Source organism: Sphingopyxis sp. A083, from assembly GCF_001468495.1.
In the GTDB taxonomy this organism is placed as follows: domain Bacteria; phylum Pseudomonadota; class Alphaproteobacteria; order Sphingomonadales; family Sphingomonadaceae; genus Sphingopyxis; species Sphingopyxis terrae.
This window is the reverse complement of the sequence record NZ_LNSK01000005.1, coordinates 48,749-64,057: the sequence shown is the minus strand read 5'-3', so window position 1 is coordinate 64,057 and position 15,309 is coordinate 48,749. Positions and strand designations below refer to the sequence as shown.

Genomic DNA, 15,309 nt, shown 5'->3' with positions numbered 1-15,309 from the left:
AATCGCAACGCGTTAACCGAAACTTCGTCTGCCTGGGCATAGGGCCTTGGCATCGCGCCAACGAGTGGGTCCATGACAGCCGCCTTCGTCCTCGTCATCAACATGTGCATCGCCGGGATTTTCGCGGTGGCATTCGGCGTGATCGCGGCGACCAACCGGATGGCGCGCGGCGCCGCCTTCATGGCGGCGGGCTATGCGCTGGGCATCGTCGATGTCGCGCTGGAATTCCTGCTGCCCTTCCAGACCGATCCGACGCCGGTGGCGGTCAGCATCTTTGTCGTATTCCTGCTCGCGCTCAGCTTCTGCCTCATCGGCATCTCGCGCCACTATCGCGTGCCGACGCCGCGCGGCGCGATGATCGCGATCTGGGCGAGTGCGCTGCTGTTGGCACCCCTTGCCTTTTCGCTGCCTTACGGGTCGCCCGCGCGCGGCATGATCTATCAATTTTCCTATTGCCTGATGCAGGGGCTGGCCGGGGTCGTCATCTTGCGGTCGGGGCGGCGCCAAGCGCTCGACCTGCTGCTGATGGGGATGCAGTTCGTCGCGGCGCTGCTGTATCTGGTGAAACCCGTGATCGGTATGCTGGTTGGAACCGCCGCGGCGCCGCAGGCCTATATGGCGACAACCTATGCCGCGATTTCGCAGACGATGGGCGCGGTGACGCTGGTCGCGGTGGCAATGGTGCTGCTGCTCGTGATGATCCGCGATGCGACCGCCGAGATGACCGCGCGGTCCGAAACCGACCCGCTGTCGAGCGCGCTCAACCGGCGCGGCTTCGAACTACATGGGGAATCGGCGCTGGCGGGCGGTACACGCGGCGTTCTGGTCGCCGCCGACCTCGATCATTTCAAGCAGATCAACGACAGTTACGGCCATGCGGCGGGCGACGGCGTGATCGCGCATTTTGCCGCGCTGTTGCAGGACGCGGCGCCCGAGGGGGCGATCGTCGGACGCGTCGGCGGCGAAGAATTTGCGGTGCTGCTGCCCGATGCGCTGCTGTCCGACGGGCGGCTCTATGCCGAAACGGTGCGCGGCCGCTTTGCGGCGCAGCGGCTTCCGGTGCTCGGCGTCGATCGCTGTTTCACCGCGTCGTTCGGCGTCGCGCAGGCGGGGCGCGGCGACACGCTGCATGACCTGCTCCACCGCGCCGACGCCGCGCTTTACAGCGCCAAGGCCGGGGGACGGAACCTTGTGCGTGTGGCGCTCGGCGAATTGCCGCCGCTGCCCGCGATGGGCGCTGCCTGACGCGGCCCTATGGCGCGATTGGGGCGCGAAGGGCGGTTGCCATCGCGCCCCAATCGCGCCATAGGGCGGCGGCCCTTTCCTCCCCGGGTCCATCCGCGCAATCGCGCTGACCAAAGGGTGCTTGAATGACTGATTTCCTCGACCGCAGCGGCCTGTCCGTCGATTCGCGTCTCGTCTCCTTCCTCGAGGAAAAGGCGATTCCGGGAACCGGCGTCGATACCGCCAAATTCTGGTCGGATTTCGCGGCGTTGCTCGGCACCTTCGCGCCCGAAAATGCCGCGCTGCTCGCGAAGCGCGAGGATTTACAGGCACAGATCGACGCCTGGCATCGGGCTCGCGAGGGGCAGGCGCATGGCGCCGCAGCCTATCAGGATTTTCTGCGCGAAATCGGCTATCTCGTCCCCGAACCCGCGCCGTTTGCGGTCGGCACCGTCAATGTCGATCCCGAAATCGCGACGATGGCGGGGCCGCAGCTCGTCGTGCCGGCGCTCAATGCGCGCTTCGCATTGAACGCCGCCAATGCGCGCTGGGGCAGCCTTTACGATGCGCTGTACGGCACCGACGCGCTCGACGCGCCGCCGGCCAAGCCCGGCGGCTACGACCCCGAACGCGGCGCGGCGGTGATCGCGCGGGCGAAGGCGTTTCTCGACGAAGCCGTGCCGCTGGCGTCGGGAAGCTGGGCCGACTGGCAGGGCGGCGATCCGGTGCTGGCCGATCCGTCGCAGCTGGTGGGGCACCGGCCGGGCGGGCTGCTGCTCCGCCACAACGGGCTGCACATCGAACTCGTGATCGATTCGAAGAGTCCGATCGGCAGCGGCGACCCCGCCGGCATTGCCGACGTGGTGCTGGAAGCCGCGCTCACGACGATCATCGACCTTGAGGACAGCGTCGCGGCAGTCGATGGCGAGGACAAGACGCTCGGCTACACCAACTGGCTCGGCCTGATGCGCGGCGACCTCACCGAAAGCTTCGACAAGGGCGGCAAGACGATGACGCGCCGCATGGCGGACGACCGCGAATGGAGCGCGCCCGATGGCACGCCCTTCACGCTGCACGGGCGCAGTGTGATGTTCGTGCGCAATGTCGGCCACCTGATGACGACGCCGATGATCCGTCTCCCCGATGGATCGGAAGCGCCCGAGGGGCTTTGCGATGCGGTGATCACCAGCCTGTGCGCGCTGCACGATCTGAAAGGTCTCGGCAGCCGGACCAACAGCCGCGCGGGCAGCATCTATATCGTCAAGCCCAAGCAGCATGGGCCCGAGGAGTGCGGCTTCACCGACCGGCTGTTCGACGCGGTCGAGGATATGCTCGGCCTCGCGCGTCACACGATCAAGGTCGGCGTGATGGACGAGGAGCGCCGCACGAGCGCGAACCTTGCCGCCTGCATCGCAGCGGTGAAGGACCGGATCGTCTTCATCAACACCGGCTTCCTCGACCGCACCGGCGACGAGATCCACACCAGCATGCGTGCGGGTCCGATGATCCCGAAGGGCGAGATGAAGACCTCGGACTGGATCGCCGCTTATGAGGACCGCAACGTCCGCATCGGGCTGGCCTGTGGGCTTTCGGGTAAGGCGCAGATCGGCAAGGGCATGTGGGCGATGCCCGACCTGATGCGCGGCATGCTCGACGCGAAGATCGGCCATCCGAAATCGGGCGCGAACACCGCTTGGGTGCCGTCGCCGACCGCCGCGACGCTGCATGCGCTGCATTATCATATGGTCGACGTGTTCGCGCGGCAGAAGGACATTGCGGGCGAGGCCGTGCCGTCGCTCGACCGGCTGCTGGCGATTCCGGTCGCGACCGGACGCAACTGGACCGAGGCCGAGGTCGCGCGCGAACTCGACAATAATTGCCAGGGCATATTGGGCTATGTCGTGCGCTGGATCGACCAGGGCGTCGGCTGTTCGAAGGTGCCTGACATCGACGACGTCGGCCTGATGGAAGACCGCGCGACCTTGCGCATTTCGAGCCAGGCGCTCGCCAACTGGCTGCTCCACGGTGTCTGCACCGCCGAACAAGTCGATGCGGCGCTCGCGCGGATGGCGGTGAAGGTCGATGCCCAGAATGCGGGCGATCCGCTGTATGAGAAGCTGACGCCCGAGGGCATTGCCTATCAGGCGGCGCGGGCGCTGATCTTCGAAGGCGTGACGCAGCCGTCGGGCTATACCGAGCCGCTGCTGCACAAATACCGGCTGGCGAAAAAAGCCGCGGCCTGAGATTGGCAACCCCCGACCCGCGGGTTAAGTAGCCCGCGGGTCGCGATTTTTTCGGGGGAAAATTGCCATGCGTCATTCTGTTGTTTCTGCCTTGCTGGCGTCCGCTGCACTGGCACTAGCAGGGCCGGCTGCCGCCGCGCCCGACAGCACGCCGTCGAGCGGCGTGTTCAAGACCGGGCAGGAGGTCCACGATCTGTGCGTGTCCAAGGATGACGCCGATGTGTCGGCGTGCGACTATTTCATCATGGCGGTTCACGACGCGATCAAATTGTACGGCGACACGAAGATGGCCGACAGCAATCTGTGCCCGCCTGAAGGCGTGACCGCGCTCGAACTGCGCAACACTGTTCTCGCGTACTGGAACGGCCGGACGACCAGTCTCAAATATTCGGCGGTCAGTTCGATCCGCAACGCGCTGTTCCAGAAGTATGGCTGCAGCGAATAGGAGCCGCCGCGACCGTGGGTGAGGGCGAACACCGGCACGATTTCCTGGGCGCGTCGCACGACGCCAATGCTCGGCGCACGCTGTGGGTGGTGCTGTTGACCGCGGTGATGATGGTCGGCGAGATCGTCGCCGGTTATCTTACCGGGTCGATGGCGTTGCTCGCCGACGGCTTTCACATGGCGACGCATGCGGGGGCGTTGGGGCTGGCGGCGATCGCCTATCGCTATGCGCGGACGCACCGGCACGACCCGCGCTTCAGCTTCGGTACGGGCAAGGTCGGCGATCTGACGGGCTTTGCCTCGGCGCTGATCCTCGGCATCTTCGCGCTGGGCATCGCGGTCGAATCGACGATGCGGCTGATCGATCCGGTGGCGGTCGATTTTTCGGCCGCCGCGCTCGTCGCGGTGATCGGGCTGGTCGTCAATATCGTCAGCGCGCTGCTGCTGATGGGCGGGCATCATCATCACGATCATCATCACGCCCACGACGATCATGCGCACGGCCATCATGCGCATCATGGCGCCGACAATAATCTGAAGTCGGCCTATTTCCATGTGCTCGCCGATGCGCTGACGTCGGTGCTGGCGATCGCGGCGCTGCTGGCCGGGCGCTATCTGGGGCTGGGGTGGATGGACCCGATGATGGGGATCGTCGGCGCGCTGGTGATCGCGCGCTGGTCGTGGTCGCTGATGCGCGACACCGCCGAGGTGCTGCTCGATACCACCGACGCGACGATTGCGGCCACGCTGCGGAGCCGGATCGACGCGGCCGCGGGCGTCCGGCTGACCGACCTGCACGTCTGGCGCGTCGGCCCCGATGCCTGTGCCGCGATCGTCGAGGTCGAAGGGGCGATGAGCGCGGCGGACCTGCGCACGCGGCTCGCCGATATCCGCCAGCTTGCCCATCTGACCGTGGCCGTGCGCTGACAGGGGTGCGGCAGGGTTAATGCGGCGGCAATTCGGCGCTTGCCATCGCCGGGTTTTGGCGGATGATCCGGAGTAGCTGAAGCGGGGGACGGGCGATGTCAGCACCTTTCAATTTCGGGCAACTCAAATTTCTGAAAGCGCTGACCGAGGCGCTGTTCCACGGCGCGCCGATGGTCATCTCCGCCGATCAGGTGGTGGCGAACATCACCGAATTGTTCGCGAAGGTCGGCGGCACCAAACTTGACGAAATTCGCCTGTCGCTGACCGCAACCGAACTGGTGCTCGGCCCGCTGTTCGCGGCGGTCGATGTCGAGACGCGCGCCCACCGCATCCGCAACCGGCTGCAGAACAGTCAGATCGACCTGTTTCAGGACATGGCCCGGCTGCGCGGTATCGTTTACGCCTGCTATTACGGGCATTGGCAGCCGGGGGTCGAGGCAGGCGACCAGCAGGCGAACGCCGCCAATCCGGTGCACCAGCAGATCGGTTTCACGCTGCCCAAATTCCGCGTGCGCGGCCCCGCCGACATGGCGATCACTCGCGTCGAGGGGCGCGAGATCGATCCCGCGCATATATTGGATGCGGATACGCTTGGCGACGAATATGATGTCGTCGTCGTCGGATCGGGCGCGGGCGGCGCGGTCGCCGCGCACAATGTCGCCGCGCGCGGCTACAGGGTGCTGATCGTGGAGGCGGGGCCCTTCTATCCCTCGCCGCGCATCACGCACCACGAACTCGACATGGTGGCGCATCTTTACAAACATGGCGCGCTGCAAACCTCGACCAATCGCGACTTCATCGTCTTTCAGGGGCGCTGCGTCGGCGGATCGTCGACGATCAACAACGGCATCTGCCTGCGCGTCAACGAGGCGGGACGGACGCACCCCGATGCGGTCGATGTGCTGGCCCGATGGGCGAGCATCGGCGCGCCGATCGACGCCGACGCCTTTCACGCGAGCTACGACGCGATCCGCGACCGGCTGCATATCGGGACGATCGAGGCGCGCGCCGGGCGGCATAACGGTCCCCATCTTATCAACGGCTGGCACGCCTATGCTGCGGGATCGTCGGACCCGAAGGAACAGCGCGCGGTCGCCGACTGGTTCGCGAAGAATTTTGGGCCGCCGCACACGCCGGAAGCGTGCGCCTATTGCGGCTATTGCAATTCGGGCTGCGCCTATGGTCGGCGGCTCGGCATGGCGCAGACCTATCTGCCCGACGCGTGCCGCGACCATGGCGCGCGCATCTTGCCGGAAACGAAGGTCGACCGGATCGTCTGGCAGACGAGCATCGACGGACGGCGCGAGGCCGAGGGGGTGAAGCTGATCCTGCCTGACGGCAGCCGCCGCACGGTGCGCGCGCGGGTCGGTGTCGTCGTCGCGGCGGGCACCATCGCCTCGTCGAAGCTGCTCGACCGCAGCGACATCGACGGCACCGGGCATAATGTGTCGCTCAACATCGCCTCGCCTGTCGTCGCGCTGATGCCCCAAGGCGTCGGGGGCAATGCCTGGGACGAGGACCAGATGTCGAGCTACGTCGATTGCGGCGACTTCCTGCTCGAAAGCCATTTCCAGTCGCCGATGGCGATGGCGTCGCTGATGCCCGGCTGGTTTACCGATCATAGCGAGCGGATGCGCAATTATGGCCGCGTCCATTCGGCGGGCATCCTGTTCCCCGCCGACCGGCGCGGACGGGTCAAGGACGGCAAGCTGAAATTCGAGCTCGACCGCGATACCGACCTGCCGCTGCTGCGCCGCGCGATGGCGACGCTGACCAAGGTGCATTTCGCCGCCGGGGCGATCGAATGCTATCCGGCGCTGACCAAGGGGCAGCGACTGACCCCCAACATGGACATCGACGGCTTCTTCGAAACGGCGATCCGCGAATCGGACGATGTGACGCTGTCGAGCAGCCACCCGCACGGCGGCAATGCGATCAACGTCGATCCCGACGCAGGCGTGGTCGATCCCGATTGCCGCGTCCACGGCACGACCAATGTCATCGTCACCGACGCCAGCGTCTTTCCGACCTGCATCCGCGTCAACGCGCAGTGGACGACGATGGCGATGGCGCATTACGCGACCGCGCGGCACGATCCGTTCGGTTAAGCTCTCCTCGCAATGACGGCGGCTTTTGTTTATGGCGCGCGCCGATGACCTTCACTGTTGCCGCTCTCTATCGTTTCGCGCCGTTCGACGACCCTGCCGCGCTGCGCGCGCCCTTGCTGGACCTTTGCGCGGCCCAGGGGGTGAAGGGCACGCTGCTGCTCGCGCGGGAGGGGGTGAACGGGACGATCGCGGGGAGCGCGGAGGGCATCGCCACGGTCGTCGCCCATATCCGTGCGCTGCCCGGCTGTGCCGAGCTCGACGTCAAATATTCGGCCGCCGCAGCCATGCCTTTTCAGCGGCTGAAGGTGCGGCTGAAAAAGGAAATCGTGACGATGAAGGTGCCGGGGGTCGACCCGGCGCGCGAGGTCGGTGCCTATGTCGCGCCGGCGGACTGGAATGCGGTGATCGACGATCCCGACACGATCGTCATCGACACGCGCAACGATTTCGAGGTCGGCTATGGCAGTTTCGCGGGCGCGGTGAACCCGCAGACGAAAAGCTTCGGCGATTTTCCCGGCTGGTGGCGCGACCATGCCGCCGATTTCGCCGGGAAGCGCGTCGCGATGTTCTGCACCGGCGGCATTCGCTGCGAAAAATCGACCGCCTTCCTGAAAAGCGAAGGCGTCGCCGATGTCGTTCACCTGAAAGGCGGCATCCTCGCCTATCTGGAGCAGATACCGGAGGCCGACAGCCGCTGGCAGGGCAGCTGTTTCGTCTTCGACGAACGCGTCAGCGTCGGCCACGGACTGGTCGAGGTCGGCGACAAGGACTGACGGCCCGGCCGCCGAAGCCTCCCGCGCGGGCCGGAATCAGTCGGCGTCGAGGCCGTAGGCGGTGTGGAGCACGCGGACCGCGAGTTCGGTTTCATCCTCGTCGATCAGCACGCTGACCTTGATCTCGCTGGTCGAGATCGCCTGGATGTTGATGCCGCGATCGGCGAGCGCGCGGAACATCGTGCTGGCGACGCCCGCGTGGCTCTTCATGCCGACGCCGACGACGCTGATCTTTGCGACCTTGTCGTCCGACAGGATGCGGTTGAAGCCGATCTTGTCCTTCGCGGCCTCGAGCAGGTCGATCGACCGCAAGAGGTCGGCGGCGGGAACGGTGAAGGTCACGTCGGTCTCGCCCTTGTCGCGGCCGACATTCTGGATGATCATGTCGACGTTGATCCCCGCGGCGGCGAGCGGGCCGAAGATATTGGCGACGCCGCCCGGACGGTCGGGGACGCGCGTCACAATGATCTTCGCTTCATTCTTGTCGTGGGCGATGCCGGTGATCAGCTGCCGTTCCATCTGATGTTCCTCTATTTCCTCGTCGCTGACGATCATCGTGCCTCTTTTGGGTGCCTCGTCGCCCTCGACGAAGCTGGACAGCACCTGCACGCGCACACCCATCTTCATCGCGAGGCCGACCGAGCGCGTCTGGAGCACCTTGGCGCCGACGCTCGCGAGTTCGAGCATTTCTTCGTAGGTGACATAGTCGAGCTTGCGCGCGCGCGCGACGATGCGGGGGTCGGTGGTGTAGACGCCGTCGACATCGGTGTAGATGTCGCAGCGATCGGCCTCGACCGCCGCGGCGACCGCGACGGCGCTGGTGTCCGACCCGCCGCGCCCCAGAGTCGAGATGCGGCCATCGTCCATCATCCCCTGAAAGCCCGGGATCACCGCGACTTCGCCGCGGCCCATCGCCGCGAGCAGCGCGCCCGTTTCGATGTCGAGGATGCGGGCGCGGGCATGCGCCTCTTCGGTGCGGATAGGGAGCTGCCAGCCGAGCCAGCTGCGCGCGGGAACGCCCATCGCCTGCAGCGTGAGCGCGAGCAGCCCCGACGTGATCTGTTCGCCCGCCGCGACCACGACGTCATATTCGGCAGGGTCGTAGCGCGGGTTGGCCTCGCGGCAAAAATTGACGAGCCGGTCGGTCTCGCCCGCCATCGCCGAGACGACGACGGCCACCTCGTTGCCCTGCGCCACTTCGCGCGCGACCAGTTTCGCGACGGTGCGAATCCGCTCGGTGCCCGCCATCGACGTGCCCCCGAATTTCATCACGATCCGTGCCATCTCGTCCCGCCTTTTCGCAAACTGGTTTCGGCCGCAACTTCCAAGGATTTCCGCGGCGACCGCGCTGTTAGGGAAGGGGGAGCGCGATGGCAAGGCCGACAGATTATACCATCAGGATATTTTTTCTTGTCTGTTCGCAACAGGAGCGCGGGTATCCGCCGAACGATTATTCTATCCCGATAAGTCTTGTGCCGCGCCGGGCGGGGTGCCAAATCGCGCTCTATGAGCGCTACGACAATCAATCCGCACGAAGCCGCCCATTTCGGCGCGCTCGCCGCCGACTGGTGGGATCCGCACGGCTCGTCCGCCATGCTGCACAAGCTCAACCCGGTGCGCTTGTCCTATATTCGCGACCGGATCGACGCGCATTGGCTGACCGACAGCCGCGATCTGAAGCCGCTCGCCGGCAAGCGCGCGCTCGACGTCGGGTGCGGCGCGGGCCTGCTTGCAGAACCGCTTGCGCGGATGGGGGCGGCGGTGACGGGGGTCGATGCCGCACCCGAAAATATCGCCGCGGCGCGCGCGCATGCGGCCGGGCAGGGGCTGGGAATCGACTATCATGCGGGCGAACTGGCGGCGCTGCCGCCCGCGACCTTCGACCTCGTCACCTCGATGGAGGTGGTCGAGCATGTGGCCGATCCGGCGGCCTTCATCGCCGAACTTGCCGCGCGCCTGGCGCCCGGCGGACTGATGATCCTGTCGACGCCCAATCGCACCGCCCTGTCGAAGCTGCTGCTCGTCGAGGCGGCCGAGCGGATCGGCGCCGTACCGCGCGGCACGCACGACTGGGACCAGTTTCTGAAGCCCGAAGAATTGACCGCGCTCCTCGCGGCGGCGGGGCTTGAAGTCGTTGACCGCACCGGCCTCGCGCCATCGGCAGCGCGCGGGTTCAAGCTCGGCGGCAGCGAAGCGCTGAACTATCTGCTCGCGGCGCGGCGCGCCGGCTGATCGCGCGCTTGATCGCGGCGCCGGCGCCTGATAGGCACCGCTGCGATGACCAACGACCGATCCCTTCGATTCAAGGCGTATTGGCGCTCCTTTACCTAAGGAGCGGCATGGCATCATTCATCATGACCATGGCCGCCGTGTCGGAAGGCGAATGGTCATTATCATGAAACCGTACCCCTCTGTCACGGCGCGCCTTTTAGAAGAGACGCTTGCGATGACAGAGACTTTGATCCGCCTCACCACCCCGCGATGCCGCATCGACCGGCTGGTCGCCGATGATGCCGCCGACCTGTGGGCGATCACCGATGCGTCGGTGACGTCGCAGGTCCATTTCCTGCCCGAACCCTTCACCAAGGACGAAGCCGCCGCGCTGATCGCGCGGTCGCGCGGCGACGATGTCTTCCACGCCGTGCGCGACGCGGCGGGGCTCGCCGGGGTCATCGGCGTCCACCGCCGCGGCGCGGGCGAATATGAGGTCGGATACTGGTTTGCGGCGCGGGCGCGCGGGCAAGGGCTGGCGCGCGAGGCGGTCGGCGCGACGGTGCGAGAGATTGCGGCGGCGCGGCGCGGCGCGACGGTCGTCGCCGAATGCCGGCCGGGCAATGCGCGGTCCGAAGCTTTGCTGCGCGCAGTCGGCTTCGTACCGACGGGTACTGCGGGACGGCGCCCCGGGCGCGCGCTGTTCGTGTGGCGCGCGGCGCCGGGCGAGCGGATCGATGTGTGTTGAGGGCGCCGAAGGCCGGGGCGATCAGGATCAGAGCGCGGCGAGGCGGCGGCGGTCGACCCAGCCGGTGGCACAGGTCGCTCCGCGTGCGGGCACGCAGCTGTTGCGGCGGCTGGCATAGGCGACCCACGCCCAGCCGCCCTGTTCGCCGCACACCAGGACGCGCGTTCCCGCGCGCAGCCGGTCGGTCTTGCGTGCGGCCAGGCTGGGCGAGCGATAAACGGCGACGCGGGCGCTCTGCGCGCTGCCCGTGACGACTGCGGGCGGACAGGCGGCGGGCGCGGCGGCGCCCTGCATCGCGAGCGCGAGTGTCGCAAAGATCGTCAGCATCGGTGCATTCCTTTGGCTAGCCCTGTCGCTGGCCTATCGCACATCAGCCTATCTCTTCGGTTAACGCCTTGGCAATTGCGGCGACCGACGTCGGGGCATAGGCAAAGCCCATATGCGCGCATTCGACCTCGATCTGCCGGTCGCTTTCGTGCGGCAGGCCGCGCGCGCTGTTCACCGCGACGACGCCGTCATGCTTGGACCACAAGGCAAATGTCGGCATTTCGGGGCGCGGCGCCGGGTGGAAGTCGATGGGGGGATTGTCGACCGGGTGGCGCGCGATCAGATGATAGAGCCGCCAGGCGCGGTTGGCGCGGCGGCTGCCCGAAAAGGGCGAACCGAGAGTGACGACGCGCGCGACCTTGTGGGGGTGATGCTTGGCATATTCGCGCGCATAGATGCCGCCGAGGCTCCAGCCGACGAGTGCGGGCGGCTGTCCGGTCCGCGCGATGATCCATTCGACGCGCGCATCGATGCGGTCGATGATATCGGCGGTCGCGCCGCGGTTGAAGCCGAGGCCCCAGGCATAGCAGCGAAAGCCCGCGCGGCGCAGGTCGGCGCGCAGCGCCTTCGTCGACCAGTCGCCCGACAGAAAGCCCGGCAGCACCATCACCGGCGGGTGGGCGCTGTCGGGATTGGGTTCGGGCGGCATCGGCCGGACGCGTCCGCCGAGCGCGCGCAGCAGCGACCCCGCCTCGCGCCAGAGCAGCGCCAGCCGCGGCGGGGCGTCGGGGTCGGACACGCGCGCCGGCCACAGGGCACGCCGGGAGAGATAGCTGCGGATCATCGTCGGCGCGGCAGTCAGGCCTTCGGCACCAGCTTCAGCAGCTTGCCGTCCTTGCCGTCGGTCAGCAGCCAGACGCTGCCGTCGTCGCGCACCTCGACCTCGCGGATGCGGGTGCCGAAGTCCCAGCGATCGGACTTGTGCAGCGTGTCGCCGTCGATCGCCATGCGGATCAGCCCCTCGCCCGACAGCGCACCCATCAGCAGGCTGTTCTTCCAGCCGGGATAGGCGTCGCCGCCGTACCAGACGAGCCCGGCGGGCGACACCGAGGGGTTCCACCATAGCTTCGGCGCGGCAAATTCGGGGCGGGTCGGATGGTCGGGAATGTCGCGGCCGTCATAATGATCGCCGTTCGACACGATCGGATAGCCGTAATTGGCCTTTGCTGCGACCAGATTGACCTCGTCGCCGCCCTTTGGCCCCATTTCCTGATTCCACAGCCGCCCGCTGCCGTCGAACGCGAGGCCCAGGATATTGCGATGGCCGAGCGACCAGATTTGCGCGGTCACGCCGCCCTCAGCGGCAAAGGGGTTGTCGGCGGGGACGCTGCCGTCGGGGTTCAGGCGCAGGATCTTGCCGAGATTGGCCTTCATGTCCTGCGCCGGATCGAACTTCTGCCGTTCGCCCGAACCGATGAACAAATATCGGCCGTCGGGCGAGAAGGCGAGGCGGTGCGAATAATGGCCGCGGCCGGGCACTTTGGGATCCTGTTTCCAGATCACCTCGAGCCCATCGAGGCGCGGCGCGGCGCCCTGAACCAGCTTCGCCCGGCCGACGACGGCACCGGCGGTGTCGCCTGGGCCGGCTTCGGCCCAGCTCAGGTAAATGGTACCGCTCTGCGCGAAATCGGGGGCGAGGATCACATCGCCGAGGCCGCCCTGTCCGGCGTAGAGAACCGGGGGAACCCCTGCAACGTCTCGCGCGGCGCCGCCTTCTCCCCAGAGTTTGAGTTTGCCCGATTTTTCGGTGACGAGCGCGAGGCGCGTTCCGGGCAGGAAGGTCATCGCCCAAGGCTCGTTGAAGGCCGCCGCTTCCTGCACCGTGAAGGGCGCATCGGCGAGCGCGGTCGCGGGCTGCGCACCCGACGTGTCGAGCGCGGCGCTGTCGGTGGCCGCGTTGCTGGGGGTTCCGGTCGAACAGGCGGCGACGGCCAGTGCGGCCGATAGCGCAAGGGCGGGGATTTTCTGCATGAAAAGGCTCGCTTTGCTGGGGAGGTGGGCGGCCAGTCTGGCGCGCCCGCCCGGAAAAGTCGAGAGGATGTGCGGCGCGTTAGCGGTTCGCGGCTTCGCGGCGCGCGGTGATTTCCTCGACGCTGTCCATGATCGCATCCATCGCCTCGCTCGCCGGAACCGCGTCCGAGCGGCGCTGCGAGAATTGGCCTCGATCCATGATCTCTTCGAGCGCGGTGCGCGCGCGCGACACGCGACTTTTCATCGTGCCGAGTGCGCAGTCGCAAATCTGCGCCGCTTCCTCATACGACATGCCGCCCGCGCCGACGAGGATCAGCGCCTCGCGCTGGTCCTGCGGTAATTCCATCAGCGCGCGCTGGAGATCGGCCATCTCGCCCGAATCTTCCTGCGACGCGGGGGTCGACAGCGTGCGCTCGACGGTTGTTTCGTCATATTCGCCGTGAAATTTGTTGCGGCGCATCTGCGAAAGGAAGGTGTTGCGCAGGATGACGAAGGTCCACGCCTTGATCGAGGTGCCGCGTTCGAAGCGCGCACGCGACGCCCACGCCTTGACCATCGTGTCCTGCGTCAGATCGTCGGCCAGATCGGGATTGCCCGACAGGCTGCGCCCATAAGCGCGCAGATGCGGGATGACGCCAGCGAGAAGCGCCTTGAATTCGCCGTCCGACAGGCTGTCATTTTCCTGCGAACGCGGCGCAGCAGCAGGGCGGGTCATCAGAGTTTAGGGCTTTTCTGATCGAGTTGGGCCAAAAGATCGAGCATCTGGTCGGGAAGCTTTTCGGCGACGACGCTGCCATAGATCATGCGCAGCTTCGCACTCACCGGCTCGGGCGACTGCCGACCGGTCAGCGTGCGATGCCACTGGTCGCTGTCCGTCCCCGGAAAGCTGCCATTCGTGCGGCGCACGACTTCGGCTTCCTCCGCCGGGTGGGGCGGCTTGCCGTTGATCCTGTTGTCACCATGCGTAGCCATGCCGAAGCAACGAGGAAGATCGCCGCTGGTTCCCGGCAATTTCGATTTTGCGACGAATGCGTTGCCAAGGTGCCACACGCGCCCTAAGCAGGCTGGGCAGGCCCGCACGGGTTTGCGGATGGGGTCACAACGCTCCTTGAATGGGGAAGCCGGGAGTCATTTGACTTGCGATCGATTATCTATGTCAGCGTTGCGGACCCGCTGATAACGCCCGACGACATTGCCGATATTCTGGGTACGGCACGCCGCAACAATGCTCGCGATGCGCTGACCGGCGCCCTGATCTTCAACGGGCATAATTTCATGCAATTGCTGGAAGGCCCGGGCGACAAGGTCGAGGCGTGCCTTGCCGCGATCCGCGACGACCGCCGTCACAGCGGTATGGTCGAGGTGCGGCGGCGTGACATCGACCACCGCGAATTCGGCGACTGGTCGATGCTCTACGAACCCAATTTCGACGGGCATGAGGACAGTCTGAAGCGGCTGGCCGCCAACGGCCGGCTCGACCCCGTCGACGAACAGATGATGGCCAATTTCATCGCACTCGGACGTCGACGGCCGACAGCCGCGGTTCCCGCCTGAGCCATTGCGGCAGGGATCGCCGCTTTCCATCGACGTTTCAACGCGCTAAGCCCGATGCCAGACGCATCGAGAGATTGCCCAGATAAAGGCCCGATTATCAGCGACGACACGCCCCGACCGCTCGACGACGCCAGCTTCAAGCAGGAGCTGGCGGCGATGCTGCCGCATCTGCGCGCCTTCGGCCGCAGCCTGACCGGCAACGCCGACCTGGCCGACGATCTGGTGCAGGAGACGATGCTGAAGGCATGGAAGGCGCGCGCGAGCTATATTCCGGGGCCGTCGAGCATGAAGAGCTGGGCCTTCGTCATCCTGCGCAACTGTTTCCTGTCGCAGATGCGGCGCAAGAAATTCACCGCCGATTATGATGAGCTCGCCGCCGAACGCTTGCTCGTCGCGCCCGACGATCAGGACGACAGCCTGCACCTGTCGGACGTGCAGCGCGCGCTGATGATGCTGCCCGTCGACCAGCGCGAGGCGCTGATCCTTATCGGCGCAGGGCAATTATCCTATGAGGAAGGCGCCGACATCTGCGGCGTCGCGGTCGGCACGATGAAAAGCCGCGTCTCGCGCGCCCGGGCCGCCTTGCAGGCGATCCTCGACGGCGGCGAGATGCCGCTGCGCAGCGACGACCCGCTGCCGCCGAGCGAAGCCTTCGCGACGATCATGGGCAGCGTCGACCAACTGACAGGCGGGGGGCCATCGCCGGATTAACGGCGCCTGCGTGGCGGCTGCGGGGTGGGGAACGGACTTCGCCGCTAACCGCTTCGTGTTCCCCGGCG

Annotated in this window: 16 protein-coding genes; 10 read left to right on the top strand and 6 right to left on the bottom strand. The window is 66.6% G+C overall.

Annotation, left to right across the window (positions count from 1 at the left end):
- Nucleotides 1-72: 72 nt before the first annotated feature.
- The 6 genes from ATE59_RS10870 to trhO all read left to right on the top strand — a co-directional run bounded on the left by ATE59_RS10870 (nucleotide 73) and on the right by trhO (nucleotide 7,719).
- A complete protein-coding gene (locus tag ATE59_RS10870) occupies nucleotides 73-1,245 on the top strand; it encodes a GGDEF domain-containing protein (RefSeq protein ID WP_058812450.1) in 1,173 nt (390 codons plus the stop codon).
- Nucleotides 1,246-1,370: 125 nt separating this feature from the next.
- Nucleotides 1,371-3,467 (top strand): malate synthase G, encoded by a 2,097-nt coding sequence (locus tag ATE59_RS10865; protein WP_058812449.1) that lies wholly within the window; start codon nucleotides 1,371-1,373, stop codon nucleotides 3,465-3,467.
- A gap of 67 nt (nucleotides 3,468-3,534) precedes the next feature.
- Nucleotides 3,535-3,912 (top strand): Rap1a/Tai family immunity protein, encoded by a 378-nt coding sequence (locus ATE59_RS10860; protein ID WP_133058475.1) that lies wholly within the window; start codon nucleotides 3,535-3,537, stop codon nucleotides 3,910-3,912.
- Nucleotides 3,913-3,926: 14 nt separating this feature from the next.
- On the top strand, nucleotides 3,927-4,838 hold the full coding sequence (dmeF, locus tag ATE59_RS10855; RefSeq protein WP_231737288.1) for a CDF family Co(II)/Ni(II) efflux transporter DmeF: 912 nt from the start codon (nucleotides 3,927-3,929) through the stop codon (nucleotides 4,836-4,838).
- A 95-nt stretch (nucleotides 4,839-4,933) separates the two neighbouring features.
- The gene (locus ATE59_RS10850; protein ID WP_058812447.1) at nucleotides 4,934-6,946 is read left to right on the top strand and encodes a GMC family oxidoreductase N-terminal domain-containing protein; all 2,013 of its coding nucleotides are present in this window, start codon (nucleotides 4,934-4,936) and stop codon (nucleotides 6,944-6,946) included.
- Between the two features lie 44 nt (nucleotides 6,947-6,990).
- Entirely contained in the window at nucleotides 6,991-7,719 is a 729-nt protein-coding gene (gene trhO, locus ATE59_RS10845) for an oxygen-dependent tRNA uridine(34) hydroxylase TrhO (RefSeq protein ID WP_082657394.1), read from the top strand.
- Nucleotides 7,720-7,755: 36 nt separating this feature from the next.
- On the opposite strand, the gene ATE59_RS10840 is transcribed toward trhO, so the two are convergent.
- A complete protein-coding gene (locus ATE59_RS10840) occupies nucleotides 7,756-9,003 on the bottom strand; it encodes an aspartate kinase (protein WP_003038658.1) in 1,248 nt (415 codons plus the stop codon).
- A gap of 222 nt (nucleotides 9,004-9,225) precedes the next feature.
- On the opposite strand from ATE59_RS10840, the gene ubiG reads away from it, so the two are divergent.
- Both ubiG and ATE59_RS10830 read left to right on the top strand, forming a co-directional pair.
- Nucleotides 9,226-9,951 (top strand): bifunctional 2-polyprenyl-6-hydroxyphenol methylase/3-demethylubiquinol 3-O-methyltransferase UbiG, encoded by a 726-nt coding sequence (ubiG, locus tag ATE59_RS10835; RefSeq protein ID WP_058812446.1) that lies wholly within the window; start codon nucleotides 9,226-9,228, stop codon nucleotides 9,949-9,951.
- Nucleotides 9,952-10,165: 214 nt separating this feature from the next.
- Complete coding sequence (locus ATE59_RS10830; protein ID WP_062900877.1) at nucleotides 10,166-10,678, top strand: GNAT family N-acetyltransferase; 513 nt, start codon at nucleotides 10,166-10,168, stop codon at nucleotides 10,676-10,678.
- A gap of 27 nt (nucleotides 10,679-10,705) precedes the next feature.
- Here the strand turns inward: ATE59_RS10830 and ATE59_RS10825 are convergent, their stop codons facing one another.
- The 5 genes from ATE59_RS10825 to ATE59_RS10805 all read right to left on the bottom strand — a co-directional run bounded on the left by ATE59_RS10825 (nucleotide 10,706) and on the right by ATE59_RS10805 (nucleotide 13,948).
- Entirely contained in the window at nucleotides 10,706-11,005 is a 300-nt protein-coding gene (locus ATE59_RS10825) for a hypothetical protein (protein ID WP_058812444.1), read from the bottom strand.
- A 43-nt stretch (nucleotides 11,006-11,048) separates the two neighbouring features.
- On the bottom strand, nucleotides 11,049-11,744 hold the full coding sequence (locus ATE59_RS10820; protein WP_231737277.1) for an esterase/lipase family protein: 696 nt from the start codon (nucleotides 11,742-11,744) through the stop codon (nucleotides 11,049-11,051).
- A gap of 59 nt (nucleotides 11,745-11,803) precedes the next feature.
- Complete coding sequence (locus tag ATE59_RS10815) at nucleotides 11,804-12,976, bottom strand: PQQ-dependent sugar dehydrogenase (RefSeq protein WP_058812442.1); 1,173 nt, start codon at nucleotides 12,974-12,976, stop codon at nucleotides 11,804-11,806.
- Nucleotides 12,977-13,055: 79 nt separating this feature from the next.
- Nucleotides 13,056-13,691, bottom strand: coding sequence for a sigma-70 family RNA polymerase sigma factor (locus ATE59_RS10810; RefSeq protein WP_058812441.1), 636 nt, complete (start codon nucleotides 13,689-13,691; stop codon nucleotides 13,056-13,058).
- On the bottom strand, nucleotides 13,691-13,948 hold the full coding sequence (locus ATE59_RS10805; protein ID WP_058812440.1) for a NepR family anti-sigma factor: 258 nt from the start codon (nucleotides 13,946-13,948) through the stop codon (nucleotides 13,691-13,693). The genes ATE59_RS10810 and ATE59_RS10805 overlap by 1 nt, the downstream gene beginning before the upstream one ends.
- 165 nt (nucleotides 13,949-14,113) lie before the next feature.
- On the opposite strand from ATE59_RS10805, the gene ATE59_RS10800 reads away from it, so the two are divergent.
- Together ATE59_RS10800 and ATE59_RS10795 are read left to right on the top strand one after the other, a co-directional pair.
- Nucleotides 14,114-14,530, top strand: coding sequence for a BLUF domain-containing protein (locus ATE59_RS10800; RefSeq protein ID WP_058812439.1), 417 nt, complete (start codon nucleotides 14,114-14,116; stop codon nucleotides 14,528-14,530).
- Between the two features lie 54 nt (nucleotides 14,531-14,584).
- Nucleotides 14,585-15,241: a sigma-70 family RNA polymerase sigma factor gene (locus ATE59_RS10795; protein ID WP_082657393.1), complete on the top strand. Its 657-nt coding sequence runs from the start codon at nucleotides 14,585-14,587 to the stop codon at nucleotides 15,239-15,241.
- The last annotated feature ends 68 nt before the right edge of the window (nucleotides 15,242-15,309 follow it).

What these genes read in the sequence shown, in the direction of transcription:
- ATE59_RS10870 (WP_058812450.1), top strand. Translation starts at nt 73, where the DNA reads ATGACAGCCGCCTTCGTCCTCGTCATCAACATGTGCATCGCCGGGATT.
- ATE59_RS10865 (WP_058812449.1), top strand. Translation starts at nt 1,371, where the DNA reads ATGACTGATTTCCTCGACCGCAGCGGCCTGTCCGTCGATTCGCGTCTC.
- ATE59_RS10860 (WP_133058475.1), top strand. Translation starts at nt 3,535, where the DNA reads ATGCGTCATTCTGTTGTTTCTGCCTTGCTGGCGTCCGCTGCACTGGCA.
- ATE59_RS10850 (WP_058812447.1), top strand. Translation starts at nt 4,934, where the DNA reads ATGTCAGCACCTTTCAATTTCGGGCAACTCAAATTTCTGAAAGCGCTG.
- trhO (WP_082657394.1), top strand. Translation starts at nt 6,991, where the DNA reads ATGACCTTCACTGTTGCCGCTCTCTATCGTTTCGCGCCGTTCGACGAC.
- ATE59_RS10840 (WP_003038658.1), bottom strand. Translation starts at nt 9,003, where the DNA reads ATGGCACGGATCGTGATGAAATTCGGGGGCACGTCGATGGCGGGCACC.
- ubiG (WP_058812446.1), top strand. Translation starts at nt 9,226, where the DNA reads ATGAGCGCTACGACAATCAATCCGCACGAAGCCGCCCATTTCGGCGCG.
- ATE59_RS10830 (WP_062900877.1), top strand. Translation starts at nt 10,166, where the DNA reads ATGACAGAGACTTTGATCCGCCTCACCACCCCGCGATGCCGCATCGAC.
- ATE59_RS10825 (WP_058812444.1), bottom strand. Translation starts at nt 11,005, where the DNA reads ATGCTGACGATCTTTGCGACACTCGCGCTCGCGATGCAGGGCGCCGCC.
- ATE59_RS10815 (WP_058812442.1), bottom strand. Translation starts at nt 12,976, where the DNA reads ATGCAGAAAATCCCCGCCCTTGCGCTATCGGCCGCACTGGCCGTCGCC.
- ATE59_RS10810 (WP_058812441.1), bottom strand. Translation starts at nt 13,691, where the DNA reads ATGACCCGCCCTGCTGCTGCGCCGCGTTCGCAGGAAAATGACAGCCTG.
- ATE59_RS10805 (WP_058812440.1), bottom strand. Translation starts at nt 13,948, where the DNA reads ATGGCTACGCATGGTGACAACAGGATCAACGGCAAGCCGCCCCACCCG.
- ATE59_RS10795 (WP_082657393.1), top strand. Translation starts at nt 14,585, where the DNA reads ATGCCAGACGCATCGAGAGATTGCCCAGATAAAGGCCCGATTATCAGC.